The organism is Janthinobacterium sp. 35 (assembly GCF_002754575.1).
GTDB classification, from domain to species: Bacteria; Pseudomonadota; Gammaproteobacteria; order Burkholderiales; family Burkholderiaceae_D; genus Janthinobacterium; species Janthinobacterium tructae.
In genome coordinates this window covers 5,365,959-5,392,656 of sequence record NZ_PEFN01000001.1, presented here as the reverse complement: position 1 = coordinate 5,392,656, position 26,698 = coordinate 5,365,959, and the positions used below count along the sequence as shown (strand labels likewise).

At 63.2% G+C, this 26,698-nt stretch carries 28 protein-coding genes and 1 pseudogene; 14 read left to right on the top strand and 15 right to left on the bottom strand.

Going from position 1 to position 26,698, the window contains the following annotated elements:
- Positions 1-186: 186 nt before the first annotated feature.
- Positions 187-1,614 (top strand): annotated as a pseudogene (locus CLU93_RS23975) (IS1182 family transposase); the annotation flags it as partial.
- A 206-nt stretch (positions 1,615-1,820) separates the two neighbouring features.
- Here CLU93_RS23975 and CLU93_RS23970 read toward each other — a convergent pair.
- Complete coding sequence (locus CLU93_RS23970; RefSeq protein ID WP_257225142.1) at positions 1,821-2,015, bottom strand: KTSC domain-containing protein; 195 nt, start codon at positions 2,013-2,015, stop codon at positions 1,821-1,823.
- 232 nt (positions 2,016-2,247) lie between these two features.
- On the opposite strand from CLU93_RS23970, the gene CLU93_RS23965 reads away from it, so the two are divergent.
- Together CLU93_RS23965 and CLU93_RS23960 are read left to right on the top strand one after the other, a co-directional pair.
- Entirely contained in the window at positions 2,248-3,126 is an 879-nt protein-coding gene (locus CLU93_RS23965; RefSeq protein WP_165829459.1) for an EamA family transporter, read from the top strand.
- A gap of 126 nt (positions 3,127-3,252) precedes the next feature.
- Positions 3,253-3,672, top strand: a complete 420-nt coding sequence (locus CLU93_RS23960) for a c-type cytochrome (RefSeq protein ID WP_257225077.1) — start codon at positions 3,253-3,255, stop codon at positions 3,670-3,672.
- 195 nt (positions 3,673-3,867) lie between these two features.
- On the opposite strand, the gene CLU93_RS23955 is transcribed toward CLU93_RS23960, so the two are convergent.
- The gene (locus CLU93_RS23955; protein WP_205704572.1) at positions 3,868-4,131 is read right to left on the bottom strand and encodes a DUF378 domain-containing protein; all 264 of its coding nucleotides are present in this window, start codon (positions 4,129-4,131) and stop codon (positions 3,868-3,870) included.
- A gap of 329 nt (positions 4,132-4,460) precedes the next feature.
- On the opposite strand from CLU93_RS23955, the gene CLU93_RS23950 reads away from it, so the two are divergent.
- Positions 4,461-5,864 (top strand): methyl-accepting chemotaxis protein, encoded by a 1,404-nt coding sequence (locus tag CLU93_RS23950; protein WP_099763625.1) that lies wholly within the window; start codon positions 4,461-4,463, stop codon positions 5,862-5,864.
- Between the two features lie 21 nt (positions 5,865-5,885).
- On the opposite strand, the gene CLU93_RS23945 is transcribed toward CLU93_RS23950, so the two are convergent.
- The 3 genes from CLU93_RS23945 to CLU93_RS23935 are packed head-to-tail and all read right to left on the bottom strand — an operon-like array spanning position 5,886 to position 7,922.
- Complete coding sequence (locus tag CLU93_RS23945; protein ID WP_099763624.1) at positions 5,886-6,410, bottom strand: GNAT family N-acetyltransferase; 525 nt, start codon at positions 6,408-6,410, stop codon at positions 5,886-5,888.
- A 7-nt stretch (positions 6,411-6,417) separates the two neighbouring features.
- A complete protein-coding gene (locus tag CLU93_RS23940; RefSeq protein WP_099763623.1) occupies positions 6,418-6,990 on the bottom strand; it encodes a helix-turn-helix domain-containing protein in 573 nt (190 codons plus the stop codon).
- 32 nt (positions 6,991-7,022) lie between these two features.
- Entirely contained in the window at positions 7,023-7,922 is a 900-nt protein-coding gene (locus CLU93_RS23935) for a LysR family transcriptional regulator (protein ID WP_099763622.1), read from the bottom strand.
- A gap of 107 nt (positions 7,923-8,029) precedes the next feature.
- On the opposite strand from CLU93_RS23935, the gene CLU93_RS23930 reads away from it, so the two are divergent.
- Positions 8,030-9,106, top strand: a complete 1,077-nt coding sequence (locus tag CLU93_RS23930) for a YeiH family protein (RefSeq protein WP_257225076.1) — start codon at positions 8,030-8,032, stop codon at positions 9,104-9,106.
- 110 nt (positions 9,107-9,216) lie between these two features.
- On the top strand, positions 9,217-9,858 hold the full coding sequence (locus tag CLU93_RS23925) for a LysE family translocator (protein ID WP_099763620.1): 642 nt from the start codon (positions 9,217-9,219) through the stop codon (positions 9,856-9,858).
- On the opposite strand, the gene CLU93_RS23920 is transcribed toward CLU93_RS23925, so the two are convergent.
- Positions 9,859-10,626 carry an alpha/beta fold hydrolase gene (locus CLU93_RS23920; protein ID WP_099763619.1) on the bottom strand — a complete coding sequence of 256 codons (768 nt, stop codon included), beginning with the start codon at positions 10,624-10,626 and terminating at the stop codon, positions 9,859-9,861.
- Positions 10,627-10,711: 85 nt separating this feature from the next.
- Here CLU93_RS23920 and CLU93_RS23915 point away from each other — a divergent pair, with 85 nt between their 5' ends.
- Positions 10,712-11,473 (top strand): AraC family transcriptional regulator, encoded by a 762-nt coding sequence (locus CLU93_RS23915; protein WP_099763618.1) that lies wholly within the window; start codon positions 10,712-10,714, stop codon positions 11,471-11,473.
- Here the strand turns inward: CLU93_RS23915 and CLU93_RS23910 are convergent.
- The 3 genes from CLU93_RS23910 to CLU93_RS23900 all read right to left on the bottom strand — a co-directional run bounded on the left by CLU93_RS23910 (position 11,470) and on the right by CLU93_RS23900 (position 14,479).
- Entirely contained in the window at positions 11,470-12,111 is a 642-nt protein-coding gene (locus CLU93_RS23910; RefSeq protein WP_099764577.1) for a CatA-like O-acetyltransferase, read from the bottom strand. The genes CLU93_RS23915 and CLU93_RS23910 overlap by 4 nt on opposite strands.
- Before the next feature lie 37 nt (positions 12,112-12,148).
- A complete protein-coding gene (locus CLU93_RS23905) occupies positions 12,149-13,375 on the bottom strand; it encodes an MFS transporter (protein WP_099763617.1) in 1,227 nt (408 codons plus the stop codon).
- A 78-nt stretch (positions 13,376-13,453) separates the two neighbouring features.
- Positions 13,454-14,479, bottom strand: a complete 1,026-nt coding sequence (locus CLU93_RS23900) for an ice-binding family protein (RefSeq protein WP_180287926.1) — start codon at positions 14,477-14,479, stop codon at positions 13,454-13,456.
- Between the two features lie 483 nt (positions 14,480-14,962).
- Between CLU93_RS23900 and CLU93_RS23895 the strand changes: the two genes are divergently transcribed.
- Positions 14,963-15,742 (top strand): EAL domain-containing protein, encoded by a 780-nt coding sequence (locus CLU93_RS23895; RefSeq protein WP_099764576.1) that lies wholly within the window; start codon positions 14,963-14,965, stop codon positions 15,740-15,742.
- 33 nt (positions 15,743-15,775) lie between these two features.
- Here CLU93_RS23895 and CLU93_RS23890 read toward each other — a convergent pair whose 3' ends face one another.
- The 4 genes from CLU93_RS23890 to CLU93_RS23875 form a co-directional block, all read right to left on the bottom strand.
- Positions 15,776-16,072: a pentapeptide MXKDX repeat protein gene (locus CLU93_RS23890; RefSeq protein ID WP_180287925.1), complete on the bottom strand. Its 297-nt coding sequence runs from the start codon at positions 16,070-16,072 to the stop codon at positions 15,776-15,778.
- A gap of 90 nt (positions 16,073-16,162) precedes the next feature.
- On the bottom strand, positions 16,163-16,894 hold the full coding sequence (locus CLU93_RS23885; RefSeq protein ID WP_373629886.1) for a molybdopterin-dependent oxidoreductase: 732 nt from the start codon (positions 16,892-16,894) through the stop codon (positions 16,163-16,165).
- Between the two features lie 50 nt (positions 16,895-16,944).
- A complete protein-coding gene (locus CLU93_RS23880) occupies positions 16,945-17,541 on the bottom strand; it encodes a cytochrome b/b6 domain-containing protein (RefSeq protein ID WP_099763614.1) in 597 nt (198 codons plus the stop codon).
- Complete coding sequence (locus tag CLU93_RS23875; RefSeq protein WP_099763613.1) at positions 17,541-18,323, bottom strand: DUF1223 domain-containing protein; 783 nt, start codon at positions 18,321-18,323, stop codon at positions 17,541-17,543. The genes CLU93_RS23880 and CLU93_RS23875 overlap by 1 nt, the downstream gene beginning before the upstream one ends.
- Positions 18,324-18,468: 145 nt before the next feature.
- Here CLU93_RS23875 and CLU93_RS23870 point away from each other — a divergent pair, with 145 nt between their 5' ends.
- The 6 genes from CLU93_RS23870 (at position 18,469) to CLU93_RS23845 (ending at position 23,989) form a co-directional block, all read left to right on the top strand.
- Positions 18,469-19,059 carry a sigma-70 family RNA polymerase sigma factor gene (locus CLU93_RS23870; protein WP_099763612.1) on the top strand — a complete coding sequence of 197 codons (591 nt, stop codon included), beginning with the start codon at positions 18,469-18,471 and terminating at the stop codon, positions 19,057-19,059.
- Positions 19,056-19,703 (top strand): NrsF family protein, encoded by a 648-nt coding sequence (locus CLU93_RS23865; RefSeq protein WP_099763611.1) that lies wholly within the window; start codon positions 19,056-19,058, stop codon positions 19,701-19,703. Before CLU93_RS23870 ends, CLU93_RS23865 begins: the two co-directional genes overlap by 4 nt.
- Positions 19,704-19,821: 118 nt before the next feature.
- Positions 19,822-21,330, top strand: a complete 1,509-nt coding sequence (locus CLU93_RS23860) for a DUF4331 domain-containing protein (RefSeq protein WP_099763610.1) — start codon at positions 19,822-19,824, stop codon at positions 21,328-21,330.
- A 13-nt stretch (positions 21,331-21,343) separates the two neighbouring features.
- Positions 21,344-21,589, top strand: coding sequence for a hypothetical protein (locus tag CLU93_RS23855; protein ID WP_099763609.1), 246 nt, complete (start codon positions 21,344-21,346; stop codon positions 21,587-21,589).
- Positions 21,590-21,659: 70 nt separating this feature from the next.
- Positions 21,660-22,871: a hypothetical protein gene (locus CLU93_RS23850; RefSeq protein ID WP_099763608.1), complete on the top strand. Its 1,212-nt coding sequence runs from the start codon at positions 21,660-21,662 to the stop codon at positions 22,869-22,871.
- A complete protein-coding gene (locus tag CLU93_RS23845) occupies positions 22,868-23,989 on the top strand; it encodes a HupE/UreJ family protein (RefSeq protein ID WP_099763607.1) in 1,122 nt (373 codons plus the stop codon). The genes CLU93_RS23850 and CLU93_RS23845 overlap by 4 nt, the downstream gene beginning before the upstream one ends.
- 12 nt (positions 23,990-24,001) lie before the next feature.
- Here CLU93_RS23845 and CLU93_RS23840 read toward each other — a convergent pair whose 3' ends face one another.
- Positions 24,002-24,547: an RNA 2'-phosphotransferase gene (locus CLU93_RS23840; protein WP_099763606.1), complete on the bottom strand. Its 546-nt coding sequence runs from the start codon at positions 24,545-24,547 to the stop codon at positions 24,002-24,004.
- A gap of 17 nt (positions 24,548-24,564) precedes the next feature.
- A complete protein-coding gene (locus CLU93_RS23835) occupies positions 24,565-26,622 on the bottom strand; it encodes a TonB-dependent receptor (RefSeq protein WP_099763605.1) in 2,058 nt (685 codons plus the stop codon).
- Between the last annotated feature and the right edge of the window lie 76 nt (positions 26,623-26,698).

Sequence of the window (26,698 nt, the reverse complement as noted above, 5' to 3'; positions counted from 1 at the left end):
ATAACGTCTTCCCATCTAAATCACAACGCGATCTCAAAGGCTTTAAAGTAAATATTTAAAATATTGCCAAATTGGTCATTGCTCAGAGTGTCCGCTGTTGGCCCAGGCTGTGTAAAAACGCAGTTTTGTGTAAACGGATGCCGTTGAGTAAACGTTAAGCTAGTATCTCATCAATACAGGCGCCAGATGAAACGATTTATCGAGGGTGAATCCCGAGGCCAGGGTACGTTGCTGCCTGAGCTGCTGGACGATTACGTTGCCGAGAACAATCCGGTTCGGGTTGTCGATATCTTTGTCGACGAACTCGACTTGGGCAAACTCGGTTTCGAGCGTGTGCAGCCAGCAAAAACAGGGCGGCCTGCCTATCATCCCGCCGTGCTGCTCAAGCTCTACATTTACGGCTACCTCAACCGCATCCAGTCGAGCCGGCGACTCGAGCGCGAAGCGCAGCGCAACGTCGAGCTGACGTGGCTGACGCAACGCCTGACACCGGACTTCAAGACAATCGCAAACTTCCGTAAGGACAACAGCAAGGCAATCCGTAATGTCTGCCGGCAGTTCGTCGTACTGTGCCAGCAACTCGATATGTTCGCCGATGCAGTCGTTGCGATTGATGGCAGTAAGTTCAAGGCCGTCAATAGCAGTGATCGCAATTTCACCCAAGCGAAGCTCAAGCGCAGGATGGAAGAAATTGAGGCTAACGTCAGTCGCTATCTGGGCGAACTGGACACGGCTGACAGGCAGGAACCGGCGACGAGACAAACGCGCAGCACCCGATTGAATGACAAGATCGCGGCGATGAAATCGCAGATGGCTGCTCTCAAAGAAATCGAAGCGAGGCTGGAAGCAACTGGCGAAACCCAGATCTCGCTCACGGATCCGGACTCCCGTTCAATGATGACGCGAGGCTCAGGCATCGTCGGGTACAACGTCCAGACCGTGGTCGATGCGAAGCACCACCTGATCGTGGAACACGAGGTAACCAACATTGGCAGCGACCGCGATCAGCTCTCAGGAATGGCGAAGAAGGCCAAGACCGCAATTGGGGCAAATTCGCTGACTGCTATCGCTGATCGCGGCTACTTCAAAGGTGAAGAAATCTTGGCATGCAAGCAGGCTGGCATCACGGTGCTGGTGCCGGCGACTAAAACCTCCAACGCCAAGGCTGACGGCCGATTCGACAAGGCCGATTTCGTCTATGATCAAGAGAAGAACGAGTACCGTTGCCCGGCTGGTCAATCGCTGATCTGGCGTTTCGCCAGTGTTGAAAAGGGCATGGCGCTTAACCGCTACTGGAGCTCGAACTGCAAGGGCTGCCCGCTCAAGGACAAGTGCACGCCGAGCCAACAGCGCCGGGTGACGCGTTGGGAGCATCAGAATGTGCTCGACGACATGCAGGTGAAGCTTGATCAAAGTACGGATGCTATGCGAATCCGGCGTTGCTCGGTCGAGCATCCGTTCGGGACCATCAAGTCGTGGATGGGGGCGACGCACTTCCTGACGAAAGGAATGGAGCACGTGAAGACGGAAATGAGCCTGCACGTGCTCGCATATAACTTCAAGCGATTGATGATGCTGCTTGGGGTCGCTGGCATGATGGAGGCGATCAGGGCATATGCCCTTTTATTGGCCGTCCAGCGCATGATTGATGCCATCGTCGCGCTGGTTCGGTCGCCCCCCCCGAAAACTCGGCACAGCTCCCTGATCGATTCTACACGCCACATAACACGCCTCGGCGTGTACAGTTCTGCTGCGCGGGCCTGATTCTGAGTTTTTACACGGCCTGGGCCGATTGCCGACTCTTTTAGACCAAATGCCGATTAGCATTGGTAGCGGTCTTTGATGTGCTCATTGTAGTAAGTCCCCTTGGAGTTGGCACGCATGAATGCAGCATGCACAGTCGCAGGTACTCGGCAAAAATCATAACTATGTCCTTGCTGGAATTGGATACGCATACGAGCTGTTTGCTCGTCGTAAGCAATCGCAACAATGGCGCTGGAATTTACTCGAACCATTTGCATGGTGGCTCCCGAAAGTGTTAAGACACACAATGGCAAAGGCTGTTCGATTAGGGACTGCGGCTTCTGACCACCATCAAACGATTCTACAACTGTAGCCTATTTCGCAACATGATGTCAAAAAAGTAGCCGCGATGCACAAGTCCTGCCAGCAACTGCCCAGTTAAATCTCCCCAGCTTACCAATCTGCCAGCGACTGCCAGCCTCAGGCATATTAAAATGCCGTCCCATGACCTCCCCCGCCTCGACCTCCCCTCTCCCTGACAGCATTTTGCTCCCTTCCCTGGCCGTATTGGGAGGGCAGATTTCCGTCAATCTGGGGGCGGCGATTGCGAAGAATCTGTTTCCTGTCATCGGCGTCGAGGGGATTACGGCGTACCGCGTGGGTTTTTCGGCGCTGATCCTGCTGGCCATCTTCCGGCCCTGGCGTTTCCGGCTGACGCGCAAGGATGTGCTGAACTTGCTGGTCTACGGTTCCGTGCTGGGATTGATGAACTTGCTGATTTATCGCGCGTTTGCACTGATACCGATCGGCATTGCCGTCGCCATCGAGGTGACGGGACCGCTGGCCGTGGCCATGCTGTCGTCACGCCGGCCGCGCGATTTGCTGGCCGTGGCGTGTGCCGTGTTCGGCTTGTATTTATTGCTGCCGCTGCAGGGCAGCCCGGGCAGCCTGGACCCGGTCGGCGTGGCGTACGCGCTGGGGGCGGCACTGTGCTGGGCGCTGTATATCATCTTCGGCAAGCGCGCCTCGACCTTGCAGGGTGGGCAAGCCGTGGCTTGGGGCATGACGGTGGCGGCCATGGTGACGGTGCCCATCGGCGTCGCGTACTCGGGCACGGCCCTGCTGGCGCCATCGATTGCGCTGATGGGCCTGGCAATCGCCATGCTGTCTAGCGCCCTGCCGTACTCGCTGGAAATCTTTGCCTTGCGCCGTTTGCCACAAGGCGTGTTCGGCATGTTCAGCAGCGCGGCACCCGCCGTCAGCGCGCTGGCCGCCATGGCCGTGCTGGGAGAACTGCTGAGCCTGACCCAGTGGCTGGCCATCGGCTGCATCGTGTTCGCGTCGGCGATGGCGGCCTTGGGCGCCCAGGGCGGCAAGCGCTAGCGGCATTCCCCCCCTCCTGGAGCGCTGCCCGCACCGCTTCCTCGCATGCATGTCCGTGCTGGCGGGCAGGTTTTGATGTGCACCTGTAAAATGCGTCATCGCTTGCCACCCATTGCCAGACATTGCATGACCGCCTTACCGATGACATCCACCTTACGCTCTCTCTTTGCTCTTGCCTGCGCAGGTCTGCTGCTGACGCACGCCGCCATCACGCAGGCAGCTGCCGCTCCCGCCAGCCTCACCGGCAACGCCGAAGCGGGCAAGGCGGCGTTTCGCAAGTGCGCCTCCTGCCACCAGGTGGGGCCATCGGCGCGCGGTGGCTTCGGCCCCAAGCTGACGGGCGTGATTGGCCGCAAAGCCGGTGCCACCACCGACTATAAATACTCGGCAGCCATGAAAAGCGCGAACATCGTCTGGACCGAGCAAAACCTGGCCGGCTTCCTCAAGGCACCCAGCGATTTCATTCCTGGAAACAACATGCGCTTCTGGGGCATCGGCAATGCGCAGCAAGTGGCCGATCTGCTGGCCTACCTGCGCACGCAGTAAGCACCTGCAATTTACACAGGCAGCAAAGCATGCACTACCGACGCATGCACCGATGCTTGCGCCGTCCGGCAAGGCGACCACGCACATGCCTGCCCGCCCCCACGTGCCTGTACATGCAAGCAGGCACCGCCCCATCAAAACCCTGACAATTGCCAGCGATGGACAAGTCTGGCGCTGACGCGCCAGAGGCTTCCCCTAGGACTTGGCTGGCAGCTTGCGCACGCACAGGTAAATGGAATACAGCGCCGCCAGCCCCACCAGCACATACACGCCGCGCGACGCCGTCGTCATGGCGCCGAGGATGCGGGCCACGATGTCGATGTCGAACAAGCCCACCAGCGCCCAGTTCAAGCCGCCCACGATCAGCAGGATCATGGAGATCCAGTCGACCACGTTCAGGCGCTTTGCCGTCATTTCCTCGTTTGCCGCACCGTCCGATCCTGCCTGGATATTCGCCATCTCAGCCTCCTGTAAGAAGATAGGACCCGCCGCCGGGTCTGTGCAAAGATCAGTGTAGGCGCGACACTGGCAGATGCCAGTCGGACGATGCCGGGGTTCGAGGTAGGACGAGTCTGTAATAAGGCGGGTGATTTTATCTGGCAATCATTTCGACAATAGTTGCCCGCTGTTGCTAAACAAGCAGTGACCAATTCCAATATGGAAATATTTATAGATTACTTAGTATTGCACTGCTACACTCATTTCACCCCAGCAACATCAGGGGAAACAGCGCCGCTCCGCGCCGCCCGCATGGGGTGCGGCCACCATGAGACAACAGCTGAGGGGACATGAATATTTCAAACATACGCATCGGTGTACGCCTGACAACGGGTTTTTTGCTGGCATCGCTGTTGCTGGCCGTGGTCGTCGGCATCAGCACGTGGCAGCTGTCCACGGTAAGCGGGGAAATCGACAGCAGCGTGAACCAGCGCTATGCGCGCATCGAGCAATTGCAGGCCACGCGCAACCGCACGCAGGAACAGCCCGCCCTGCGCGACATCGACCAGCAGATCGCCACCCAATCGGCGCAGATGCGCGCGGCGGCCGAGACGGCCATGGCCCGTGCGCACGATACCAGCGTGCTGATCATCGCGCTGGGCCTGATCGGCGGCGTGCTGAGCCTGGTCACGGCCTGGTTCATCAGCAGCGGCATCGTGCGGCCCCTGCGGCATGCCGTCAAGGTGGCGCGCAAGGTGGCTGGCGGCGACCTGAGCGGCAATATCCGCGTCGAATCCGGCGATGAGGTGGGCCAGTTGCTGCAGGCGCTGAAAGACATGAATGCCAGCTTGATCATGATCGTGGGCGACGTGCGCGGCGGCACGCAGGACATCGCGGGCGCCTCGGGCGAGATTGCCGCTGGCAACCTGGATTTGTCGCAGCGCACGCAGGCGCAAGCCAGTTCGCTGGAGCAGACCGCCGCCTCGATGGAAGAGCTGACTGGCACCGTCAAGCAAAATGCGGACAATGCACGGCAAGCCAACCAGCTGGCGCAATCGGCCGCCGACGTGGCCGGCAAAGGGGGCAAGGTGGTGGCAGAAGTGGTCGATACCATGAGCTCGATCAATGCTTCGTCGAAAAAGATCGTCGATATCATCGGCGTCATTGACGCCATCGCCTTCCAGACGAATATTCTGGCCCTGAATGCGGCCGTGGAAGCGGCGCGCGCAGGCGAACAGGGACGCGGCTTTGCCGTCGTGGCCGCCGAAGTGCGCACCCTGGCCCAGCGTTCGGCCGGCGCGGCGCGGGAAATCAAGCAGCTGATCGGCGACTCCGTCGAGCGGGTCGACGCGGGCGCGCGCCTGGTCGATACGGCGGGCGCCACCATGCGCGACATCGTGGCCAGCGTGCACCGCGTGACGGACATCATGGGCGAGATCAGCATGGCCAGCGGCGAACAATTGTCCGGCATCGAGCAAGTCAATGCCGCCATCGTGCAGATGGAGCATGTGACGCAACAAAACGCCGCGCTGGTGGAACAGGCGTCGATGGCGGCGGCCAGCATGCAGCAGCGCGCCCAGCAGCTCTCGGGCACGGTGGGCATCTTCACCTTGGGCAATGAGGTGGCGCCCCCGCACGCGGCGCCGGCCATCAGCCTTGTCGCAGCGCAATACGCTACGCATGGCAAGGCGGCACCCGCCCTGACACGCTCACGCGCCCCTGCCGTTAGAGTTAGAGCGCGCCTGAAAGCCTGAGTTCCCCGCCTGCGTTGCCCGCTATAGCTGTTTGTACATGATGGTGGTGGCGTCCAGCCGGTCGCCGGCCGGCGCCAGCGCATAGGCGGGGATGCTGCCGGCCACCACGTAAGCGAGCGACAAGTACAGCGGTTCGGCATGGTCGCCGCTGCGCGTGTCCAGGGTCAGCAGGCTGCGCGGCAAGAGGCGCGCCTGTTCTTCCAGCGCCAGCATCAACTGGCGCGCGAGGCCGAGGCGGCGGTAAGCGGGCGCGACCAGCAGCTTGCGCACTTCGGCCCGATGCGCCTGGTTGGGATTGGTGTCCCAGTCCAGCTGCACGGCGCCGGCCACCCGACCATCGACTTCGGCCACCAGCAGCAGGCGCACGCCGCGCGTCACGGCGGGCAGCACATTATCCGTCCAGAACGCCTGGCTGGCCGCCACGTCGAAGGGCAGAATAAAACCGATGCTGGCGCCGTCGTGCACGCACGCCTGCAGCAGCGTGCCCAGTTCCGGCAAGCTTTCGAGAATATCGGTGGGCGAAAAATGGCGTAGCGAAGCAGACATGGTGGCCTCAGACAAGAAAGAGAAAATAGCGGGCGCCGCTGTCTGGCGGCGTGATAAACGCGCTGGCGCCCTGCAACTGGTAGCGCAGGCAATCGCCGGGCATTAAATCGTGCGAGCGGCCGTCGACGGTCACGTTCAGTTGGCCTTCCTGCAGCAACAGATGGTGTTCCATGCCGGGCCGGGGCGAGGCCGCGTAGGTGATCGTCACGCCCGCGCCCAGCTCGCATTCGAGCGCTTCGCCGGCCAGGGCGCGTGACGGGGGCGAGACGCAGCGGCGCCGAAAACCCGTGTCCGGGTCCGTCCACACGCTTTGCTCGGCCCGCCGCAGCAGCGGTGGAAAATCGTCTTCCACCATACGCAGCAGGCGCGACATGGCCAAGCCATACGCGGCGCACAGCTTGCCCAGCACGACCGTCGTCGGGCTGACCTCGCCATTTTCCAGGCGAGATAATGTCGCGCGGCTGACCTGGCTGGCACTGGCCAGCTGGTCCAGCGACCAGCCCCGCTCCACGCGCAACTGTCTTAATCGCGCGGCCAGACGTTGTTCCGTATCGTTCTCTGTGCTTAGCAAGTTTTCCATATGTGGGAAGTTATCCCATATATGGAAAACAATCAAGCCATGCGAGAAGCGTGGCGGCACAGTTCCAAGAAACCCGTTAAACGGGGCGAGAGTATTTTTTTAGACTGGCGTATCAGGTAAAAGTTGCGCTCCAGGGGCGGCAGCATGGTCTCCAGTTCCACCAGTTGCCCGCTGGCCAGCAGATCGGCCACCACGACCCGCGACAGGCAGGCGATGCCGAGACCGGCCGCCGCGCCATATTTGATCGCTTCCGAGTTGCTGAATTCGCCTGCGGCGCGCAGATAGTGCAGATATGGCACCAAGGCTTGCTCCACCGCTTCGCGCGTGCCCGAGCCCGCTTCGCGCAGCAGCCAGCCCGCCTGGTTCAGCTCCGCAAAGCTGAGCAAATGGTGCAGCTGCGCCAGCGGATGCGTGGGCGCGGCCACGATCAGCATCTGGTCCGTCAGCCACGGCTCGACCAGCAAGCCCGCTTCGTGGCACGGCCCTTCGATCAGGCCGATATCGACACGGAACTCCGCCACGGCGGCGGCGATGTCGGCCGTGTTGGCAATCGTCACTTGCGGGATGCTGCGCCCGTACTGCTGCGCCGCCTGGGCCAGGATCTGCGGCAGTAAATAGATGCCTATCGTCGTGCTGGCGCCGATCTGCAGGCTGACGGGCACGGACGGGTCGGCGCCCGCGAACTGGCGCTCGATGCTGGCGGCCCCGTCGCGCATCTGCCGCGCCTGCGGCAACAGCACGCGGCCATTGTCGTTGAGCAGCAATCGCTTGCCCACCCGGTCGAACAGTTGCGCGCCCAGCAAGGTTTCCAGTTCATTCAGGGCAGCGCTGGTGGCCGACTGCGACAGCGCAATGTGTTCGGCCGCCGCGCTGGTGCTGCCCGTGTCCGCCACGGCGAGGAAAATCTGCAATTGCCGCAAGGTCAAAGCCATCGAATCTACCCATCTATTAGGTTAAAGATACAAAAACAATCCGTTTTACCATTTAATCGGCGAACTGTACAGTCATGCCATACGAACCAGGAACCATGGAGTACGGCATGTCTTCTCTCACAACAAGCAACACAACAAGTTTCAGCGACCGCTATGGCCGCCTTCTGCCGGGCCTGCTGCTGAGCGGCGTCATCGCCTGGGGCGCCATTCAACTGGGCAAGCTGGAATGGATGCAAAGCCACGGCATGAGCGCCCTGACCCTGGCCATCATGCTGGGCATTGTGCTGGGCAACAGCGTCTACATCCGCCTGGCGCCCGCCTGCGGCGCAGGCGTGACCTTTTCCAAGCAGACCTTATTGCGTCTTGGCATCATCCTCTACGGCTTCCGCCTGACTTTCCAGGATATCGGCCAGGTGGGCCTGGCCGGCATCGCCATCGACGCGCTGGTACTGGCGTCCACGTTTGGCCTGGCGATGTTCCTCGGCACCACAGTGTTCAAGCTGGAACGCAACTGCGCCATTCTGATCGGCGCGGGCAGCTCGATCTGTGGCGCGGCGGCCGTGATGGCGACGGAACCCGTCGTCAAGGGCCGCAGCGAGGATGTCACCGTGGCGGTCTCCACCGTCGTGGTGTTCGGCACCATCGCCATCTTTTTGTATCCCTTGCTGTACCAGCTGAACCTGGGCTGGCAGGTGCTGGGCGCCACGCCCACGGCCTTCGGCGTGTATATCGGCTCGACCGTGCATGAAGTGGCGCAGGTGGTGGCGGCCGGCAAGTCGATCGGGCAGGAAGCGGCGAACGCGGCCGTGATCGCCAAGATGGTGCGCGTGATGATGCTGGCGCCGTTTCTCGTGATCCTGTCGGCGGTGCTGGCGCGCGGCAAGGCCAAGGCCGGTGGCCACGACAAGGCCACCAAGCTGGCCATTCCCTGGTTCGCCTTCATCTTTATCGGCGTGGTGGCCTTCAATTCGCTGGGCTTGCTGCCGGCGGGCACCGTCGCCACCATCACCGAACTCGACACGGCCTTGCTGGCCATGGCCATGGCGGCCCTGGGCTTGACGACGCATATGTCGGCCATCCGCCGCGCCGGCATCAAGCCCCTGCTGCTGGCCGGCCTGCTGTTCTGCTGGCTGATCGCCGGTGGCGCCGCCATCAACCACGTGGTCGCCAAGCTGTTTGCCTGAATGACGCTGAACCTGATGCAGGCGGGGGCCGCTGACGCGGGAGCCAAAAACTTCGTACAATAAGCGTGTTTTGACTCTCAATCCGGCTTCGGCCCCACCCAGGAATACCCATGCATCTCTCGAACTGGCTGCTTTTCTGCAGCGTCGCCCTGCTCGTCACGTTTTCTCCCGGCCCGGCCGTCTTGCTGGCCATCTCGAATGCCATCGCCGTCGGCCCGCGCCGCGCGATGATCAGCAGCATGGGCAATGGTTTTGGCCTGTTCATCATTTCCGGCGTGGCCATGGCCGGCATGGGCGTCGTGCTGGCCACCTCGGCCACCGCCTTCATGCTGCTGAAACTGGCTGGCGCCCTGTATCTGGTGTACCTGGGCATCAAGCAATGGCGCAGCAAGACCAGCATCGTGGCCGATGCGCCCGTGGCGCTTGGCGCGGCGAATCCAAATTCATTCTGGAAACTCTTCCGCCAGGGCTTGACGGTGGCGCTGACCAATCCCAAGGCCATCCTGTTCTTTTCGGCACTGTTCCCGCAATTCATCACGCCGGGCGAACCGGTCGCCATCCAGTTCACCGTGCTGACGACTTCGTTTGTCGCCTGCGCCATGCTGGCCCACTTGTTCTACGCCAACCTGGCGCGCCTGCTGAAAACCCAGCTGGCCACGCCGGGCCGCGCCAAGCTGTTCAACCGCATTTCGGGCGGCGCCTTCGTGCTGCTGGGCCTGAGCCTGCTGCGCTTGCGCGCCAAGGCGACGTAACTAGTCCTTTTCCGTCAAAAACGCCTCGATGCTGGCCGCCAGGGCCAGCGGCGTTTCATTCATCGGATAGTGTCCCGCACTGCCCAGCACCTCCAGCCGGGCTTGCGGGTACCACGCCAGATAGGTGCGGCGCATCAGGGTCGCATCGAAACGGGGGTCGTGCTCGCCCACCAGCGCCAGCAAGGGCAGTTTCGGCGCCGCCCGCATCACCTCCCCGCTGAAATCCGTGTCGCTCCACGCGAGGAAGTAGCGTGCGAACGCGGCCGGATCCGCACTTTCCCACGAGTATTGCGCCTTCCAGTCCAGCCAGCTTGCAGGCAAGCGCCCGCCCGTGCTGCGACCGATGATGGCGCGTCGCGCTTGCTTGCTGCCGCTGGCGTCGAGAAACAGCGCGCGCGCCGCCGCATCCATGCTTACGCCGCAACTGGGCACGGGCGCCACGGCCACCAGTTTGCGCAGGCGCAAGGGGGCCAGCAAGGCCAGCCGTTCCAGCGCCATGCCGCCCATCGAGTGACCGACCACGCTGAAGGTGGCGAAACCGAGCGCATCGGCCAGCGCCAGCGCATCGCGGGCGACCTCTTCCATCGAATACTCGCCCGCCGCGCCGCGCATGCCGCCATAGCCGCGATTGTCCATGAAGACATAGCTGAAAGCGCCGCCATCGAGGGCCACTTCCATCGGTGCAAATGCGTGCGCGTCGCCAAACCAGCCGTGCAGGACGATGACGGCGTGGGGACCATGGCCCACGCGATGATAGCTATTGTGCATATACACTCCCGACAAAAAGTGCATGGTAAGCGGCCAGCAAACGGCCCGCCTTCGATAGCAGGTCAAATACTGTAGAGTATGGGCCATGGATGATTTTTATACGGAAGTGCCGCGCCCCTTGATCGCCACTGCGCGCGACTATGCCCCCGGCGCCATTTTCCCCAGCCACAGCCATGCGCGCGGGCAATTCGCCTATGCGGCGCGCGGCGTCATCAGCGTGCACACGCCGCAAGGCAACTGGCTGGTGCCGCCGCAACGCGCTTGCTGGGTCCCGGCCCGGCTATCCCACGGCATGCGCATGCATGGCGCCGTGAGCATGCACAATGTCTTCATTGACGAGGCCGCCATCGCCAGGATGGGCTTGCCATCCGATTGCCAGGTGCTGGACGCCTCGCCGCTGCTGCGCCAGTTGCTGGCCGAGGCCGTGAGCGTGGAAGCCTTGTATGCGGAAGCATCGCGCGCCGGGCGATTGATGGCCTTGCTGCTTGATGAAATCGCCGCCATGGCGCCCCTGCCCCTGAGCGCACCCCTGCCCCAGGACGCCCGGCTGGCGCGCCTGTGCACGCAACTCTTGCAGCAACCCAGCCTGGACCGCAACCTGGACGCGATGGCGGCACAGGCGGGCATGAGCCGGCGCACCTTTACGCGGCAGTTCCGCACCCAGACGGGCCTGGGCTTTGCCCAATGGCGCCAGCAAGCGTGTCTGCTGGCGGCCATCACGCGCCTGGCCGAAGGGCAAGCCGTCACACGGGTCGCGCTGGACCTCGGTTATGCCAGCCCCAGCGCCTTCACGGCCGCCTTCCGCCGCGTGCTGGGACAGGCGCCCAGCGACTATCTGTCTAACTAGGCAATGATGGCGGCAATGCGCTGCGACAGCGCCTGCGCCAGTTTCTGCACATGGTAGCCATCGACAAAGCCATGGTGCGCCTGCGCGGAAAACGGTACCCGCATGCGGCCATCCGGCTGCACGGGGCCGAACTTGCCCCAGGTAAAGGTCGGGATATCGGCATCGCGGTGGCGGTAAATCGGGTGCTCGATGGCCGCCAGTTCCAGCCATGGCAGGCAGGTGATGAAGATATTGTTGCGCTGCTCGCGCTCGCTCTCTCCTTCGCCCGTATTGATCAGCGCGGAACTGGCTTCAGCGAAGCGCTTGGCTTCCAGGCTGCGTTCGATGAACAGGTCAAGCTGGTCCGTCATCGTAAAACGCGTGTAATTGAGGTTCTCGTCGCCATTGATGACGGTATAGGACGCGGGGAAATCGTCGATCCGGATCACTTCGCCCTGGTAGATGCGGTACATGAAGTTGTCGATCTCCCTGACCGTATTGAGCAGGCAAAACAGGAAGAAGTGGAACACGGGCAGGTTCCGTTCCTTGCACCAGGGCCGGAAGTCCGGCACGTCGAGCTGGAAATTGATGTTGACGAGAGGATTGTCAAACGCCCGGAACAAGTCATAGCGGTCGCGCCGCTTTTCAAAATTTTTCATGCGGCGAGTGTAGACGATGGGGGTACTGGCCGGCAAGTCACGCCGCATCGGCGCCGCCCTGCGCCAGGCCCCGCTGCACCTTCCACGCCAACGGCAAGGTCAGCAGCAATACGGCCGCCAGCGCCAGCAAGGCTATGGGCACGCTGGTATGGTCGCCCAGCGCGCCGAACAGCACGGGCGCCAGCGCACCGCCGCCGATACTGCCCGTGTAGAACAGAGCGAAAGCATGCTCGCGCTTGCCGGGCTCGGCCAGTTCCGGCACCGCGCCGTACAGCACGGACGAAGTGCCGTTCAGGGCCAGTCCCAGCAGGGGCAGCATGGCCATGATGCCGGCCAGCGGCAGCCACAGGGCCGCGACGATCAGCAGCGAGGTCATCGATTCCGTCAGCCACACGGTCTTCATCATGCCGATGCGCGCGCCCAGGTAGCCGCACAGCAGCTTGCCGAAGGCGCCGCCCACGAACAGCAGAGATAAGGCCACGCCGATGCCGGCCGTGCCCGCCCCCTTACTTTTCAGCAAGAATGGCAAGAAGGTGAGAAAACCCATGCGCACGGCGCTGTCCAGCGTGCCCGTGGCCAGCAAGGCACGAAAGCTTGCTTTGGAGCCGCTGCCAGTGATGGGTTTGGCCGCTGCCTTCTGGCTGGCCTGGATGTCATCCGGCTTGGGCAGCAGCCACCACAGCAAGCCGGCCGCCGCCAGCCCCAGCAAGCCCAGCAGCGAGACGCTGGCTTGCCAGCTGCACACCAGCAATAGCAAGCCCACCAGAGCGGGTATCAGGGTCTTGCCGATATCGCCGGCAAAGTTGTAGTGCGACAGTGCTTCCTTCACGCCGCCGCCTGCCTCGTGCGTGTCGGTGACGATGGACGAGGCCAGCGGATGCTGGGTACTGGCGCCCAGGCCGCCCAGCAGCAGGGCCACCAGCAGCACGGCCAGGCCGCCCGCCTGCCCGGCGATCAGGTAAGCCACGCCGGCCAGGGCCGTGCCGCCCACCAGCATGCGTTCGCGTCCCCAGCGCCTGGCCATGCGGCTGGCCAGCAGCTGGAAACCGGCCATCATGCCCGAGTAGGAACCGCGCAGCAGGCCCACCATGGCGTAACTGATGGCAAACTGCGCCTGCCAGATGGGCAGCAGCACATAGATCACGTCCGTCAAGCCGTCATGCACGGCATGCGCGCTGCAGGCGGCGAACAGCGAGCGGCGGCGGATCGATTTATCGGAGGGATGTGCTTCGTGGGACCGCGCGGCGGCGGACGGTTCGGTCATGACTGTGCATGCAAGAAATCAGGAGGCTGCCAGCTTACTACACATTGCATTGGCATCTGTGCCAACGCATGTTCCCCTTCAGAGGCGCGCCAGCTTGCGCTGCCGCATCAGGCCAAGCAGGGCAAGGCCGGCCACCAGCATGGCGTAGCTGGACGGTTCTGGCACTGCCGGTATGTCGATGCTGCGAACAGCGGTACCGTCCACGATATCGAAACCGCTGCCTATGCCGCTGCAGCCCTTGCCGCCGATGCGCGCGCCGTCGCCCGTCGACACATACGATGTGGCGGAAAAGAGCCCGCCGCAAGCGCTACCCACGCCCGTCACGCTGGTGCCCGCGCCCACGCTGACGTAATCCTTTGCCAGGATGGTGCCGATGAACTCCCCGCTGGCGCCCAGGCTCGTGTAGCCGCCACTGTTCCAGATGACGCTATTGCTGGCATCGGCATTGATCAAGACAATTTTCATCGCCGCGCCCGTGACCAGGTAGTCGTCGATATTGAACACCCAGGATTGATTGGAGCGGTTCTGTCCGTCCAGGGTCAGCGTGATGCCGGCCGTGGTGGACAGATTGGCCGCCGAAAACACGCCCGGATACAGCGTGGTGTCGAGCGTCATGGTCGTGCCCAGGGCGGTCCCCCGCCCCATGTTCTTCAAGGCGGCCTGCGCGGCGCCGACCTGCTGCGCATCGCTCTGCACGTTCGCCGGCAGCGCAGAAAGCGTGCCTGCACCATGGGTGATGCTGCTGGCGGACAAGGTGACCGCGCCCAGCGCCGCCACCTTGCCGGCCACGCTGGCATTGGCGCCGACGGTGGCGGCGCCGCCACTGAGCATATTGCCGCTCACGCTGGCATTGGCGCCGATGGTGGACGCGCCCAGGGAAAGCAGATTGCCGCTGAGCAGCGACGCGGCACCCATGGTGGCGACATCGCCCGAGACGATATCGCCCGTGACGGTCGAGTTGGCGCCGGTGGTCGCATAGGTGCGCGCAAACACGGAAGAACCGGCTAGCGACTGGCCAAACAGGGGCACGCCTTCGGCATGGACTTGCGCGGCAGTGCAGGCCAGCGTGACGAACAGCGCCAGCGTCGATGGAGGCAATTTCATGGGTTTCTTTTTGCGCAGCTTGCGCATGAATGGAGTGACGTGCATATCCGTGCATATCCCGGGCCATCATGGCCAACTTGAGAATGCACGGTCGTTTCGCGACAAGCGGCAGGCAGCAGAGGTGAAACACCTGAAACCATATCGTCGAATGCAGCAAGCCAGTACGATTGCGCGCAAGGGCCGATAGGCGGGGACGTGCCGCATGGGGATGGGCGGCGGGCGGTCAGCTGTTCCGATGGGCGGGTCACGCTGACAACGTGACGCATCGGAACTGGTAAATTGCTTAATCAAAATAGTACAGCGGCTATCGGTGATTAGCCAGTCAATTATTACCATGAGGAAATTTGTATTGTTTTCTGTCTCATTTCCTCCTGGCACAACCTTGCCCCGGTTTTGGCGCGCCATAAATACAGCGCCACGGGCGCCATGCCGTGGTATAAATGCCTGTACACCTTGTACCTTTTATCAGAGGCCAGCGCGACCATGACGTCCTCCAGCGAGACCCCGGGCCAGGCCGGGAAAAAGGCAGGCTGCAGCCAGTGCAGGGACGCCGGGCCACTGGGCTTCGATTTCACCTTTGCCTATCAACCGATCGTCGACCTGTCCACGCGCTCGATCTTTGGCCATGAAGCGCTGGTGCGCGGTCCCAACGGCGAATCGGCTTACTCAGTCTTGTCGCAGGTGAATGACGAAAACCGCTATGTGTTCGACCAGGCCTGCCGCGTGCGCGCCATCGAGGGCGCGGCCCGGCTGGGCATCGAGGAATATCTGTCCATCAATTTCCTGCCGAATGCCGTGTACCGCCCCGAAGCGTGCATCCAGACCACTTTAGCTGCGGCGCGCGAATACAATTTCCCCATCCGCCGCATCATCTTCGAGGTGACCGAGGGCGAAGAAGTGCGCGACCGGCCCCACCTCGTCAACATTTTTCATGAGTATCGCCGCTTCGGTTTCCAGACGGCCATCGACGATTTCGGTGCCGGCTACGCGGGACTGACGCTGCTGGCGGAGTATCAGCCGCACATCATCAAGATCGACATGGAACTGGTGCGCGGCATCGAGGCCAGCGCCCCAAGGCAGGCGATCGTCAGGGGCATCGTCGCCATTTGCAAGGAACTCAACATTCAAGTCCTGGCCGAGGGCATCGAAACGGCCGCCGAACGCGATTGCCTGAGGGAGATGGGCATCGACTTGATGCAGGGATATCTATTTTGCAAGCCGGCACTGATGGCCATCGGCGTGATCAATCCGGCAGCGTGGTGACCGGCAGTCACCACGCACCTATCTGTTCCCGCCTTACTTGCCCATCGCATCCTTCTTCATCTCGTCCTTTTTCATTTCATCCTTCTTCATGCCGTCTTTCGCCATGGCATCTTTTGCCATGCCATCCTTGGCCATGTGATCCTTTTTCATGTGTTTCTTGGCCATCGGCTTGTGCATGCCGTCCTTGTCCATCGCATCCTTGTGCATGGCGTCGGCCGTGGCAGGCTTGGCCATCGCGTCTTTCTTCATGGCGTCCTGGGCAAACGCGGCGCCCGACATGAGGATGGCGGAAGCGAGGATGGCGGTGAAGGTGGTGATCGTGGTTTTCATGATAAGTCCTTGTCTCTGGGTTAAATGGGCAAGTGCCCGGCACTGCAAAATACTGCTACTTGGGTTTGCTACGGGTGCTGCTAAAAGTGTTCAAGAACCGCCGAACCAGTTGTAGCCCTGATTCTCCCAATACCCTCCCGGATACGTATTCGTCACGAATATGGCCTGGATGTGCTTGGGATTCTTGTAGCCCAGTTTGGTCGGCATGCGCAATTTCATCGGATAGCCGTACTTGGGCGGCAATTCCTCGCCGTCATACGTCAAGGCCATGATGGTTTGCGGATGCAGGGCCGTGGCCATGTCGATGCTCGTGAAATAATCGTCGGCGCACTGGAAACCAATATATTTGGCCGTCGTGTCGGCGCCCACGCGCTTGAGGAAGTGGGAAAACGGTACGCCGCCCCACTTGCCGATGGCGCTCCAGCCTTCCACGCAGATGTGGCGCGTCACCTGCGTTTCCTGCGGCAGGGCGCGCAGCTGCGGCAGGCTCCACGGCTTCTTGTCGGCGATCAAACCGCTCAATTCCAGGCGCCAGGCGTCGCCATCGACCTCTTCCACTTCATCCTCGCCGTAATACGCGTTGAAGGGAAACGGCCGCGTGATCATGGAATCGGGATAAGTGGGCGCCAGTTTGTTCGGGTCAAACAGCCAGCCCTGCACCCGGTCATTCATGCACGAGACGGCCGTCAGCGCCGTTTCAATGCTGGACGGGTCGCTGGCGTTGCAGCCGGTCAGCAGCGACAGGCCGCCCAGGGTCAAACTGCGCTGCAGGAACAGGCGCCGCGATGGCTGCTGGATCTGGCGCAAGGCGTCGGCCAGCATGGCCTGGCCCTGCGCCGGCACGATGATGGTTTTTTTCATGATGGTCTCCTTTAACGTCCGCGCAGCATGGCGACCAGGGTGCGCGGCACCAGCGCCACCATCAGCAGGTGCACGCCGACAAAGCCCGTCAGCAGCGCCATGGCGATGAAATGCACGCGGCGCGCGCTCTCGTAGCCGCCCAGCAGCTCGCGCAAGAGGGGAAACTGCACGGACTTCCACAGCACCAGGCCGGACAGCACCAGCACGATGCAATCAAACATGACGAACAAATAGGCTGCGCGCTGCACCATGTTGTAGCGGCGCGGGTCCGCATGGGCCAGCTTGCCCTTCAGCGCGGCAAGGAAATCGGCCAGCAGCAGGCGCGGCGAGAGGGGAAAGAACTGGCGCCGCAGCCGTCCCGAGACGATATTGATGATGAGATACAGCAAGCCATTCGCCACCAGCAACCACATGGCGGCAAAATGCCATTGCAGGGCGCCGCCGAGCCAGCCGCCCAGAGTCAGCGCGCGCGGCAGCTCGAAGGGGAAAAATGGCGCCGCGTTGTAGATGCGCCAGCCGCTGGTGACCAGCAGCACCACGGCCACGGCATTGAGCCAGTGCGTCAGGCGCAGCCAGGCGGGGTGGATCACGCTCGTGGGTCCGTTCATCACAACACTCCCTTCGCGCAGGATGCCGTGCTGACGGCTTGCAGGATGGCGCTGCTGTCGGCCCGCTGCACGAAGGCCACCACTTGCAGCTGCTCGGGGCGCCAACTGGCGGGCAACTTGACTTCGCGGCGCAGCCGGGCGCGGCCTTGCGCCAACGCAACCGGCCCCAGCCACAGGCGCACGGCTGCATCGTGCTGCAGGGTGGCGCCCCGGTTTTCGCCGCGCAGCACGGTCGAGACGATGGCGCTTTCGCTGATGGCCACATATAAATCGCCGCCCGTCTGCGCGTCCGGTGCGCTGGCATCGGCTTCAATCACCAGTTTTCCGCCCGGCCCCGGCGTGGCGGACAGGCCGATAGCGACAGGGGCGGCGGTCGCATTGATGCGGCGGATGGCGGCCGGCAGTTGCGTATCCCAGCTGCGCAATGCCGCGCCGCCGACGAAAAACTGGGGCGTGTAAGCCACATGGCGCGGCTGGTGGCGCAGCAGCTCGGCCTGGCGGGCGTCGAATTGCGCCTGCGCCAGCGGGTCCGTCCAGCCGATCTGGTCCCAGTAGGTGACGTGCAAGGCCAGCGGCACGATCAGGCTGGCCGCGCCCGCCTCCTTGCGCAAGGCGCTCAGGCGCTGGTCGGCGGGCGGGCAACTGGAGCAGCCTTCGCTGCTATACAGTTCCACCAGCGCCGCCGTCTGCGGCCCGCTTTGCACGGCGCAGCGCTGGCCCGCTGCCACGCTCATGCTCAGGACGGGAAGTAGAAGTATTGCGAGGCGGTGCTTGATGTCCATGGTCTTTCACCGGTATATTAAATTAAGAAGCGTTGAATGAAGAAGCGTGCTTGCCTGTCAATTCGCCGCAGCATGCGGATTGGTTACAGCCACCTGCAAATAATTTGAGATTTATTTTTTTCAACGCCTGTCACCAAAGGCCTGCATGCAACGAATACCTGTAAGCGAACACCTGCATGGCACGGAATTGCGGCTGCATGGCTTGATGCTGCGTGGACTCGATGGCGATGCGACGGCGTATCGCAGTTTCTTGCAGGCAAGTAGTGCCCATTTGCGCGCGTTTTTCCGGCGCCGCCTGCAGCGCTGGCCGGACGAGGTGGAAGACCTGGTGCAGGAATGTTTGCTGGCCATCCACAACCAGCGCTTGACGTATGACACGGGCGTGCCGCTGACGTCGTGGATCCATGCGATCGCGCGCTACAAATTGATCGACTGGCTGCGCCGGCATGGGCGGCGCGAGGCGCAGCACCAGCCGTATGACGAAGAGGATGACACACAGCAACTGTTTTCCAGCGCCGATGCCGAGGCGGCCGAGGCCAGCCGCGACCTGGGCAAGCTGCTGGCCACCTTGCCGACGCAACAGCGCGACGCCATCGTGCATACCAAACTCGACGGCTGGTCCGTACGCGACACGGCCGCCGCCATGGACATTTCGGAAGCCAGCGTCAAGGTGGCCGTGCATCGCGGCTTGAAGGCGCTGGCGGCCAATTTAAGGATAGAGGGAAACGCACCATGAAAACCGATGACTTGATCGCCATGCTGGCCAGCGGCCCCGACGTGGCCGCCGCAGCGCCACCCGGCACGCACTGGCGCGCCGCAGGCACTGTGGGCGCTGGCCTGCTGGCCAGCGTGGCCCTGATGGCCATGCTGCTGGGCGTGCGCCCCAACCTGGAACAGCTGGCCCTGCTGCCCGACTTCTGGATCAAGGTGGGCTTTGTCGTCTGCCTGTGCCTGGCCGCCTGGCACGTCAGCCGCCGCCTGTGCGTGCCGGGCGCCAGCACACGCGCCCTGCCCCTGCTGATCGCCATGCCCCTGCTGTTGATGTGGGCGCTGGGCGCCATCATCCTGAACGAAGCGCCGCCCGAACAGCGCGCCGAACTGTTCTGGGGCGCCACCTGGCGCAGCTGCCCCTTGCTGATCGCCCTGCTCTCGCTACCCCTCCTGGCCGCCGTGCTGCGCCTGATGCGCCAACTGGCGCCCACGCGGCTGCGCCTGGCAGGCGCGGCTGCCGGCTTTGCCGCCGGCGCCATGGCGGCGCTCGTGTATTGCCTGCATTGCCCCGAGCTGGCGGCCAGCTTCGTCGGTTTCTGGTACGTGCTGGGCATGCTGGTGCCGACCGCCATCGGCGCGGTCCTTGGCCCCAAAGTGCTGGCCTGGTAAGCCAATGCCATCCTTTTCGAAGCAGTGAATCCGTTTTCTTCTCCCGTGCGTATAAGTCAGGCAGCCTGCAGTTTCTTGGACTTGTCTGTCAACGCAAACAAAAATCGGGAGAATCGAAATGTCTTTGTCACACTCGAAAACCGCACTGGGCGCCGCACTCCTGGGCAACCTTCTCGCCGTTTCCTTCACTTTGGCCATCGCGCCATCCGCCTACGCTTCCAGCCACCGCGAAGCGCCGTTCATCACGCAAAACCCCAAAGTCGACGCCACCGACTTCTATCTGTTCCGCAGCTATGAAACGGGCCGCGGCGCCTATACCACCCTGGTGGCCGACTATATTCCCCTGCAAGACGCCTACGGCGGACCCAACTACTTCGCCATGGACCCCAACGCCCTGTACGAAATTCATATCGACAACAATGGCGACGGCAAGGAAGACCTCACCTTCCAGTTCCGCTTCAGCAACACCATCAAGGATGGCCAGTTCACCGTAGGTGGCAAGAAAGTCTCAATTCCGCTCGTCATCAATGGCGGCGCCATCGATTCCGTCAACCCGCCGGGCCTGAACGTGCGCGAAACCTACAGCGTGACGCTGGTGCGGGGCGACCGGCGCACGGGCACGCGCAGCAGCGTCACCAACGCCACGGGCGGCGGCACGACGTTCGACAAGCCGGTCGACAATATCGGCAACAAGGCCATCCCCAACTACGCCGCGTATGCCGCGCAGCATGTGTATGCCGTCAACATTCCCGGCTGCGCCACGCCGGCGCGCCTGTTCGTGGGCCAGCGCAAGGACCCGTTCGTGGTGAACCTGGGCGAAACGTTCGATTTGATCAATATCAAGGCGCCAGCCACGGAATTTGCCGCCAATGCGGAGTCGGCTGCCAGGGACGACCTGGCCCGCAAGAACGTCACGGCCATCGAGATGGAAGTGCCGACCGCCTGCCTGACGGCCGGCAGCGACCCCGTCATCGGCGGCTGGACCACGGCCAGCCTGCGCCAGGGCCGTTTGCTGAACCCGGCGCCGGGCGGCACCGCAGCGTCGAAGGAAGGCGGCGCGTGGGTGCAAGTGTCGCGCCTGGGCATGCCGCTGGTAAATGAACTGGTCATCGGCCTTAAGGACAAGGACCGCTTCAACGCCAGCAAGCCGTCGGGCGATGCGCAATTTGCCGACTACGTCACCAACCCGACGGCGCCAGCGCTGGTGGAAGTGCTGTTTGGCTCGGCAGGCGCCAAGGCGCCCACCAACTTCCCCCGCAACGACCTGGTGGCCACCTTCTTGACGGGCATCAAGGGCGTGAACCAGCCAGTCACCGTGACAGCCTCGGAAATGCTGCGCCTGAATACCTCGATCGCCCCCACCGCCGTGGGGTCGCAAAAGCGTCTGGGCGTGATCGATGGCGATAATGCGGGCTTCCCGAACGGCCGCCGCCCTGGCGACGACGTGGTCGACGTGGTGCTGCGCGTGGCCATGGGCAAGCTGTGCACCTTGAACATCGGCTGCGCCCCGGCCGACGCGCCCGCCGGCGCCCTGCATTTCACGGACGGCGCCTTCCTCGATGAAACCTTCTTCACGGCGGGTTTCCCTTACCTGAAAACCCCCGTGGCCGGTTCGCCACAGCTGTAACCAGGAGAACGCGATGAAAAAGCTCTATGCATGCAGCGCCCTGGCGCTCATGGCCTTGCTGGCCGGCTGCGGCGGCGGTAGCAGCCACGGCGACGATAACGGCAACGGCGGCACCACGCCGCCCCCCGTGGTCTTGCTCGACGCCTTCTTTGTGGCCGTCAGCAACGTCATTGTGACCAGCAGCGATGACAAGGATGGCGTGGCCATCGACGCCATCATGGCGACGTCTCCGGAAGACACGGAACCGGTGCCGCTGTAAGCCTCCGCAGGCGCCGGCAGTCTATCCCCGGCGCCCGCGCTGTTCCACTCCACCGTACACGGCGTCCACCATGAAAACACCGATTTCCCTGCTGTGGGCCTGCCTGCCCCTGCTGGCCCTGGCCGCGCCCTACACGCCGAAAGATGGCAGCGCCGTCATCGAACAGCTGCCGCGTCGCGCCGATGCCACGCAGAGTGAGCTGCGCGGCCTGCGCCAGCAATTGAATGCCACGCCACAAGACCTGGCCCTGGCGGCAAGCCTGGCGCAGCGCTACATCGCCCTGGCGCGCAGCGAAACGGACCCGCGCTACCTGGGCTATGCGCAAGCGGCGCTGGCGCCCTGGTGGCGGCAAACGGCACCGCCCTTGCCCGTGCGTTTGCTGCGCGCCACCATACTGCAAAGCACCCACCAGTTCGGCTTCGCCCTGCAGGATCTCGACGCCATCATCGCGCAGCAGCCGCAAAACGCCCAGGCCTGGCTGACGCGCGCCACCGTCCTGACCGTGCAGGGCGACTACAAACAAGCCACGGCGGCCTGCGCGCGCCTGTCGGCCTTGACAACGCAGCTGGTCACCGTCACCTGCCTTGCCAATATTGCCAGCGTCACGGGCCGCGCCGCCAGCAGCGAACGTTTGCTGGACCTGACCCTGCGGCGCAGCGCCGGCACGGCGCCCGAACTCGATAGCTGGGCCCTGACCCTGCTGGCGGAAATGGCCACGCGGCGCGGAGAATTCGGGCTGGCCGAGGCGCGCTACCAGCAAGCGCTGGCGCAGCAGCCGCGCGACAGCTATCTGCTGGGCGCCTACGCGGACTTCCTGCTCGACCAGCAGCGCCCGCAGGACGTCGTCAAGTTATTGAAAGACCAGCAGCGCATCGACGCCCTACTGCTGCGTTACGCGCTGGCCCTGCAAGCGCTGCCCGGCCGGCAGGCAGCGTTCCTGGCTGCAAAAGCGGAACTGGCGGCCCGCTTCCACGCCGCCATGCAGCGTGGCGACACCGTGCACCAGCGCGAGCAAGCGCGTTTCGCCCTGTTCTTGCAACAGGATGCGCCCGCGGCCCTGCGACTGGCGCAGCAGAACTGGGCCATCCAGAAGGAAGTGCCCGACATGCGCATCGTGCTCGAAGCGGCCCTGGCCGCGCGCAATGACGGCGCAGCCCAGCCAGTGCTGGCCTGGATCGCGGCCAACGGCGTGGAGGACGTGGTCCTGCAGCGGCTCGTCAGGCAGCTGGGGCCGCAGGCTGGGCAGAAACTGAGTGCCGCAAAGAAAGCAGGTGTGCTGTGAAGCGCTGCCTGTTCATCCTGTTGCTGTGCGCCTGGCTGGCTCCCGCGCAAGCCCACAAGCCCAGCGACAGTTATCTGAGCCTGGCGGTGCACGACCGGCAGATCGAGGGACAATGGGATATCGCCCTGCGCGACCTCGATTTCGCCATCGGCCTCGACGGCAATGGCGACGGCGCGCTGACCTGGGATGAAATCCGCGCGCGCCACGCGGCCATCACCGCCTACGCGCTGCAGCGCCTGCAAGTCGCCAGCGACCAGGGCGTCTGCCCCTTGAAGGCCGTCGAACAGCTGATCGACAGCCACACGGACGGCGCCTACAACGTGCTGCGCTTTCGCGCCGACTGTCCCGGCGGCGGCGCGCCAGCCAGTGTGAGCATCGGCTACACCCTGTTCGCCGACCTCGACCCGCAGCACAAGGGCCTAGTAAAAATCAATAGCGGCGGCACCACGCAAACGGCCATCTTCGATCCGGACAGCCCCCGCCAGACGATTTCGCTGGCCGCGCCGGACCGCCTGGCGCAGTTCGGCGCCTACGTGAAGCACGGCATCTGGCATATCTGGATCGGCTACGACCATATTTTATTTCTGCTGTCCCTGCTGCTGCCGGCCGTGCTGCTGCCCGGCTTGCGCGAGCAGCAGCAGGGCTTGAAGGCGGCGTTTGTCGACGTGCTGAAAGTCGTCACGGCGTTCACACTCGCCCATTCCATCACCCTGAGCCTGGCCAGCCTGTCCGTGGTGTCCCTGCCCTCGCGCTGGGTGGAGTCCGCCATCGCCGCGTCCGTGATCCTGGCCGCGCTGAACAACCTGCTGCCCCTGTTCCGCGGCAAGCGGCCCGTGGCTGCCTTTGCCTTTGGCCTGATCCACGGTTTCGGTTTTGCCAGCGTGCTGCGCGACCTGGGCTTGCCGCAGGGTTCATTGCTGGCCAGCCTGCTGGGCTTCAACGTCGGCGTTGAAATCGGCCAGCTGGCCATCGTCGCCGCCTTTTTACCCGTCGCCTGGCTGCTGCGCAAGACCTGGCTGTACAGGCAAGTGCTGACCGTGGGGTCGCTGGCGATTGCCCTGGTGGCGTGCGTGTGGCTGGTCGAACGGCTAGCCGATATCAAGCTCATCAGCGCATGAGCGCATGCCGATTCAAGGGAAGCCGATAAATCCTTCTGGCACGGCCTGCGTCAACCACACGCCATTGTCGGACACATAAAAGATGTGGCCCTGTGCCTGCATGGCAGCCGCATCCACCGTCAGCACGACGGGCTTGCCATGGCGCGCCCCGACGGCCACGGCCGTTTCGTGGTTGGCAGACAGGTGCACATGGTTGCGCGATCCCGACAGCAAGCCGGCAACGCGGATCGCCTCGACAAAGCGGCTAGCCGTGCCGTGGTACAGCATGGCGGGCGGCGTGGCGGGCGGCAAGCCGATGTCGACAGTGGCCAACGAGTGCCCCTGGTTGGCGCGGATGCGCAAGCCGTCGTCGCTGATGGCGTAGCGGGTCTTGCTGTCGCGCGCCACCACGTCATCCAATTGTTCACGGGAAATATGTCGCCCATGCTGGGCAGCGCGCGCCAGCAGCTGGCCGATGTCGGCCCAGCCCTGGGCATCGAGTACGAGGCCGATTTTTTCTGGCGCGTGGCGCAGTATGAGGGAAAGAAATTTACTGGTATTTACTAGCTGATCTGTCATGCCGCAGTCTACCGTTATCAGAACGCATATGACAAGGTCAGGCGCGCGGAACGTGGCTCCACCGGATGGAAATGCCGGTCGCTCACCCCATCCGCCGCCTCGCCGGGCAGGCGCGAGGCATAGTAGTAATCGATGTCGCTGGCGCGTTTATTCAACAAGTTGAACACGTCAAGCGACAGCCGCGTCCTGCGGTTGAGCTGGTACGCGAGACGCGCATACGCCAGGGTCGTCGAGGCGGAGCGCACGCTATTGTCCTCGATCAAGGGACGGGGACCGAAATAGCGCAGCTGGAAGGCGCCCGACCACGGCCCCCGGTCCGTCACCGTCACGCCAAACGAAGCCACCTTGTCAATCGAGCCGGGAATGAACTTGCCGGCCGGATCATTTTGCGTATAGCGCGAGCGCGAGGCGGCCAGGTCCAGGTCGAATTGCAGCCAGGGTGCGGCAATGTAATGGTTGTTCCACTCGATGCCATGGCGGCGGCTGGCGCGGCTGGGCTGCGTTTCGCCCGCGTCGCCGACGAACAGCAGTTCGGATGCAAGATCGAGGCGCCACAGGGCCAGCGAGCTTTGCAGGCCCGGCAGCCATTCCGTGCGCGCGCCCAGCTCCATGCCCTTGGTCGGCACCAGAGGCGTGACGGGAGCCGATGATGTGCCATCGGGCAAGCGCGTCTGCGTCGTGCCCCGCGCATCGTTGCTATGGAATCCCTTGCCATAATTGACGAAAAACTCCGTCCTGCGCCACGGCCCGAGTATCAATGACAGCTTCGGCGACACCACATGGTCCTGGGCCGCGCCGCTGTTGCCCTCCACGCTGCTGTCGACCTTGAAACGGTAGGCGTCATAGCGCAAGCCCGCCACGGAACGCAGCCACGGCAGCCATTGCACGGTGTTTTCGCCATACACGCCGATGCTGGCCTCGCGTACGCGGTCTTCGCGCACCGTGCTTTGCCGCACCCGCTCCACCGTGCTGTACAGGCCCACGGGCGACAGCCGGTCGACACGTGCCTGCACGCCAAGCTTGTTGCGCAGGGGCAGGCCGAACAACTGCGTGTTCCAGCTTTCGCTGGCGTTCACGCCCGCCACCGTGCGCCGCTCGCTTTGCTGGAACTGGTCGCCTGCTGCCGGCTTGGCCAGGAAATACGTGAAATCGCTGTTGAGTTCCAGCTGCGAGCGGATCAGGTATGCATCGAGCTCGAACAGGCGGTTTTGCGTACGCTGGCGCATGGCGTAGGACAGGCTGGTGCGCGACGTATCTCCGCCGTCGCTGGGCGCCAGCGAACCAAAACGGCCGATCTGGCCGGATTCCACGGCGCGCAGCGGTACCTGGTCGGTGGCGTTCCAGCTATTTTTGTACGCCATGGCCGTCACGCTGTAGCCATTGTCTGCCGTGCCCTGGCTGTAGCGCAGCACGCCGCTGTATTTACGCACGTTTTCCGGTACGTCCCAGGGACCGTTATTGCGGTTCACTTCCAGGCCATACAGCAAGGTACCTTGCCCCGCAGCAACCGAATCTGCCACGACGCCGCGCACATAGCCATGCTGACCAACGGACACGCTGGCCTGCCCTTGCGGCAATCTGTCAGCCAGGCGGATGCGCGCAGCACCGGCCGAGGCGAAATCGCCTTCGCTGGCGAAATACGGCCCCTTCTTGTAGTCGATGCGCTGCACCAGTTCGGGAATGAGGAAATTGAGGTCGGAATAGCCTTGCCCGTGCGCATGCGTGCGCATGTTGACGGGCATGCCGTCGACGTAAGTGGCGAAATCCGTGCCGTGGTCGAGGTTAAAGCCGCGCAAGAAATACTGGTTGGCCTTGCCGTCGCCGCTGTGCTGGGTGACGATCAGCCCCGGCACGAATTCCAGCAACTCGCCCGTGCGCAAGGCGGGCCGGTTGACGATCAGCTCGTTGGTGATGACGCCCTGGCTGGCCGCGTCCGAGGTGCCGACGGCATTGTCGTAGTGACCCGTCACGCGCACGGTGTGCGACTCATCAGTTGATGCTGCGGCCTGCGGCGTGGGCACGGACAGCAGCGCCAGCGCACAAGCTGCCAGCTGTTTGCGTTTTATCAATGGCATGGCGTCTCCCCTTTTTATGATGTCAGTACAGGCTCCTGCGGAATATATACGCGGCAGGCAGGCTGCCTGGATTCAG

Excerpts from the sequence above, each read along its gene's own strand:
- CLU93_RS23935 (WP_099763622.1), bottom strand. The coding sequence starts at position 7,922 with ATGGCTTTGACCTTGCGGCAATTGCAGATTTTCCTCGCCGTGGCGGAC.
- CLU93_RS23875 (WP_099763613.1), bottom strand. The coding sequence starts at position 18,323 with ATGGACATCAAGCACCGCCTCGCAATACTTCTACTTCCCGTCCTGAGC.
- CLU93_RS23865 (WP_099763611.1), top strand. The coding sequence starts at position 19,056 with ATGAAAACCGATGACTTGATCGCCATGCTGGCCAGCGGCCCCGACGTG.
- CLU93_RS23895 (WP_099764576.1), top strand. The coding sequence starts at position 14,963 with ATGACGTCCTCCAGCGAGACCCCGGGCCAGGCCGGGAAAAAGGCAGGC.
- CLU93_RS23855 (WP_099763609.1), top strand. The coding sequence starts at position 21,344 with ATGAAAAAGCTCTATGCATGCAGCGCCCTGGCGCTCATGGCCTTGCTG.
- CLU93_RS23920 (WP_099763619.1), bottom strand. The coding sequence starts at position 10,626 with ATGCACAATAGCTATCATCGCGTGGGCCATGGTCCCCACGCCGTCATC.
- CLU93_RS23960 (WP_257225077.1), top strand. The coding sequence starts at position 3,253 with ATGACCGCCTTACCGATGACATCCACCTTACGCTCTCTCTTTGCTCTT.
- CLU93_RS23840 (WP_099763606.1), bottom strand. The coding sequence starts at position 24,547 with ATGACAGATCAGCTAGTAAATACCAGTAAATTTCTTTCCCTCATACTG.
- CLU93_RS23900 (WP_180287926.1), bottom strand. The coding sequence starts at position 14,479 with ATGAAATTGCCTCCATCGACGCTGGCGCTGTTCGTCACGCTGGCCTGC.
- CLU93_RS23955 (WP_205704572.1), bottom strand. The coding sequence starts at position 4,131 with ATGGCGAATATCCAGGCAGGATCGGACGGTGCGGCAAACGAGGAAATG.
- CLU93_RS23890 (WP_180287925.1), bottom strand. The coding sequence starts at position 16,072 with ATGAAAACCACGATCACCACCTTCACCGCCATCCTCGCTTCCGCCATC.
- CLU93_RS23905 (WP_099763617.1), bottom strand. The coding sequence starts at position 13,375 with ATGACCGAACCGTCCGCCGCCGCGCGGTCCCACGAAGCACATCCCTCC.
- CLU93_RS23945 (WP_099763624.1), bottom strand. The coding sequence starts at position 6,410 with ATGTCTGCTTCGCTACGCCATTTTTCGCCCACCGATATTCTCGAAAGC.
- CLU93_RS23940 (WP_099763623.1), bottom strand. The coding sequence starts at position 6,990 with ATGGAAAACTTGCTAAGCACAGAGAACGATACGGAACAACGTCTGGCC.
- CLU93_RS23835 (WP_099763605.1), bottom strand. The coding sequence starts at position 26,622 with ATGCCATTGATAAAACGCAAACAGCTGGCAGCTTGTGCGCTGGCGCTG.
- CLU93_RS23930 (WP_257225076.1), top strand. The coding sequence starts at position 8,030 with ATGTCTTCTCTCACAACAAGCAACACAACAAGTTTCAGCGACCGCTAT.
- CLU93_RS23885 (WP_373629886.1), bottom strand. The coding sequence starts at position 16,894 with ATGCTGGCCGACGCCTTGCGCCAGATCCAGCAGCCATCGCGGCGCCTG.
- CLU93_RS23950 (WP_099763625.1), top strand. The coding sequence starts at position 4,461 with ATGAATATTTCAAACATACGCATCGGTGTACGCCTGACAACGGGTTTT.
- CLU93_RS23910 (WP_099764577.1), bottom strand. The coding sequence starts at position 12,111 with ATGAAAAATTTTGAAAAGCGGCGCGACCGCTATGACTTGTTCCGGGCG.
- CLU93_RS23925 (WP_099763620.1), top strand. The coding sequence starts at position 9,217 with ATGCATCTCTCGAACTGGCTGCTTTTCTGCAGCGTCGCCCTGCTCGTC.
- CLU93_RS23850 (WP_099763608.1), top strand. The coding sequence starts at position 21,660 with ATGAAAACACCGATTTCCCTGCTGTGGGCCTGCCTGCCCCTGCTGGCC.
- CLU93_RS23860 (WP_099763610.1), top strand. The coding sequence starts at position 19,822 with ATGTCTTTGTCACACTCGAAAACCGCACTGGGCGCCGCACTCCTGGGC.
- CLU93_RS23880 (WP_099763614.1), bottom strand. The coding sequence starts at position 17,541 with ATGAACGGACCCACGAGCGTGATCCACCCCGCCTGGCTGCGCCTGACG.
- CLU93_RS23915 (WP_099763618.1), top strand. The coding sequence starts at position 10,712 with ATGGATGATTTTTATACGGAAGTGCCGCGCCCCTTGATCGCCACTGCG.
- CLU93_RS23970 (WP_257225142.1), bottom strand. The coding sequence starts at position 2,015 with ATGGTTCGAGTAAATTCCAGCGCCATTGTTGCGATTGCTTACGACGAG.
- CLU93_RS23870 (WP_099763612.1), top strand. The coding sequence starts at position 18,469 with ATGCAACGAATACCTGTAAGCGAACACCTGCATGGCACGGAATTGCGG.
- CLU93_RS23965 (WP_165829459.1), top strand. The coding sequence starts at position 2,248 with ATGACCTCCCCCGCCTCGACCTCCCCTCTCCCTGACAGCATTTTGCTC.